The organism is Acidovorax sp. KPB24-03 (assembly GCF_057546605.1).
In genome coordinates, this window is sequence record NZ_BAAJYR010000459.1 from 1 (window position 1) to 2,585 (window position 2,585).

Annotated in this window: 2 protein-coding genes, 1 pseudogene and 1 riboswitch; of the genes and pseudogenes, 2 read left to right on the forward strand and 1 reads right to left on the reverse strand. The window is 69.2% G+C overall.

The genetic code is table 11. The features are described from left to right. Positions 1–526 (forward strand): annotated as a pseudogene (locus AC27KI_RS22535) (Bug family tripartite tricarboxylate transporter substrate binding protein); the annotation flags it as partial. Between the two features lie 150 nt (positions 527–676). Next, positions 677–787: riboswitch (glycine riboswitch) on the forward strand. A 93-nt stretch (positions 788–880) separates the two neighbouring features. Next, complete coding sequence (locus tag AC27KI_RS22540; protein ID WP_487115931.1) at positions 881–2,185, forward strand: D-amino acid dehydrogenase; 1,305 nt, start codon at positions 881–883, stop codon at positions 2,183–2,185. Between the two features lie 146 nt (positions 2,186–2,331). Here the strand turns inward: AC27KI_RS22540 and AC27KI_RS22545 are convergent. Continuing rightward, positions 2,332–2,585 (reverse strand): FIST C-terminal domain-containing protein (locus tag AC27KI_RS22545; RefSeq protein ID WP_487115933.1); only part of this gene is annotated, 254 nt, incomplete at its 5' end.

Consider the following 2,585-nt stretch of genomic DNA (forward strand, 5'->3'; position numbering starts at 1 on the left):
ACAACTACGCCTCCACCGGCAACGGCGCCGGCACGCACATGGCGTTCGCCGAATTCAATGCGCGCCTGGGCCTGGACCATGGTGCACGTGCCCTACAACGGGCGGCCCGAAGCCAGTCACGTCGGTGGTGCGCGGCGAGACCTGCTGCATCATGAACCAGGTGCAGACCGTGTTGCCGCACTACAAGGCCGGCAAGGTGCGCCTGCTGGGCGTGACCACCGCCAAGCCCGTGGCCGCCGTCAAGGAGGTGCCCACCATCGCCTCCAGCGGCCTGCCGGGCACGCAGGGCTTCGACAGCTCGATCTGGTTCGGCCTCTTCGCGCCCAAGGGAACGGACGACGCCGTGGTGCAGAAACTCAACACCGCCCTGCGCCAGGTGCTGGAGCAGCCCGAGGTGCGCGAGCGCTTCGAATCGCAGGGCAACGCCGTGCGCATCGAGACGCCCGCGCAGTTCCGCCAGACCGTCCACACCGACCGCGCCAAGTGGGCCCAGGTGGTGAAGGACGCCCGGATCCGCATCGACTAACCGCACGGCCCGCCCCCTTCGCCGCGCACGGGGTTTGCGCCGCGCGGCTTCGCTGCTACGATGCACCCTGCAGGAGAGCGAACGGCCCCCGGGCCGCTCCACCGAAGGCGCAAACTCCCATACACGCTCAGGTCCCGTACTGCACCACCATCAAAGCCGTCTGGAGAGCCGCCATGCATGCCATGGCGCACCGAAGGAGCAAGCCCCTCGCCGTGTTGGCGCAGGGTGAATCTCTCAGGTACCAAGGACAGGGGGAGCGGCAGCACGGCAGATCGCCGTCGGCTGCATGCTATCAATTCAATAGCACCACGCCGGCGATCTGCTTGCGCAAACCTTCCAAAAGGCTTGTGAATCATGCGCGTGATCGTTCTCGGTGCCGGCCTGCTCGGCACCACCTCCGCCTATTTCCTGCAGCAACTCGGCCACGAAGTGACCGTCATCGACCGCCAGGGCGTTCCCGGTGCGGAAACCAGCTTCGCCAACGGCGGGCAGATCTCGGTGAGCCATGCCGAGCCCTGGGCTAACCCCGCTGCGCCGTTCAAGGTGCTGAAATGGCTGGGCCGCGAAGACGCCCCCCTGCTCTTTCGCCTGCGCGCCGACATGCGCCAGTGGCTGTGGGGCCTGCAGTTCCTGCGCGAATGCACGCCGGCCCGCACGCGCCACAACATCGAGCAGATCGTGCGCCTGGGCACCTACAGCCGCGACACGCTGCAGCAGCTGCGCCGCGATACGGGCCTCCAGTACGACCAGCGCACGCAGGGCATCCTGCACTTCTACACGAGCGCCCGGGAGTTCGATGCCGCGCTCGCTCCCGCCGAGCAGATGCGCGCCCTGGGCTGCGAGCGCCGCGTGGTCTGCGCCGACGAGGCCGTGCGGCTGGAGCCCGCGCTCGCCCACATCCGCCCGCAACTGGCCGGCGCCACCTACACGGCCGAGGACGAATCGGGCGACGCCAACACCTTCACGCGCGAGCTGGCCCGGCTGGCGCAGGCGGCGGGCGTGCAGTTCCGTACCGGCTGCCACATCACGGCGCTGCGCACGGCAGGCGGCGCCATCGACCATGCCGAGATCACCAACGCGGAAGGCCGCTTCGAACGCGTGCGGGGCGATGCCTACGTGCTGGCCATGGGCTCGTTCAGCCCGCTGCTGGCCGAGCCACTGGGCCTGCGCCTGCCCATCTACCCGGCCAAGGGCTATTCGGTCACGATGCCCGTGCGCGATGCCTCGGCGGCCTACGAGGTGAGCCTGACGGACGATGAATTCAAGCTCGTCTTCTCGCGCTACACCAGCGAGCGCGGCGACCGCCTGCGCATCGCCGGCACGGCAGAACTCAACGGCTACCAGCGCGACTTGAACCCCGTGCGCTGCGAAGCCATCGTGCGCCGCGTGGAAGAACTCTTTCCCGGCGCGGGCGACACGCGCCAGGCCCAGTTCTGGACCGGGCTGCGCCCCGCCACGCCCAGCAACGTGCCGCTGATCGGCAAGACGAAAATCGGCAACCTGTTCCTCAACACAGGGCACGGCACGCTGGGCTGGACGCACGCCTGCGGCTCGGGCCGCTCCATCGCCCGCATCGTGAGCGGGCTGGCGCCGGAAGTGGACTTCGCCTTCACCGGCATGCCGCGCACGGCCGCGCCTGCGCTCCTGCCGGTGACCTGAAGTCAACTGCTATTATTTTTATAGCTGCCACCACATGATTTTCTAGGGCGTGGGGCCAAAATGGCTCAAAACCCCGTTGGGCCGACCCGGGAAGGGGCGCACGGCCTGCGGGCATGCCGGCGCGGGGCCTCCCGCGGTCGCCAGGCTCAGACCGGCGCGTGCTCGCTGGTGAACACCGTGAGCACGCCGGTGTAGCCGTACAGCCGGTGGTGGGCAATCTCACCGCCGGCGAAGAACCCCACCAGCGGTACGTCGCCCAGCGCATGGCGCACGATCTGCAGCTCCGCGCTCGGCCCCCCGAAATGCGGGCCGCCGCGGCCGGAGCAACTCACGTAGATCGCGCCCACGATGTGCCGCTGCACCGGCGCGCGCGCGGCCCCGTCGGCACCGCCGCCCAGGG

Bases quoted from the DNA above. Each gene is read 5' to 3' on its own strand.
- AC27KI_RS22540 (WP_487115931.1), top strand. From the start codon at position 881: ATGCGCGTGATCGTTCTCGGTGCCGGCCTGCTCGGCACCACCTCCGCC.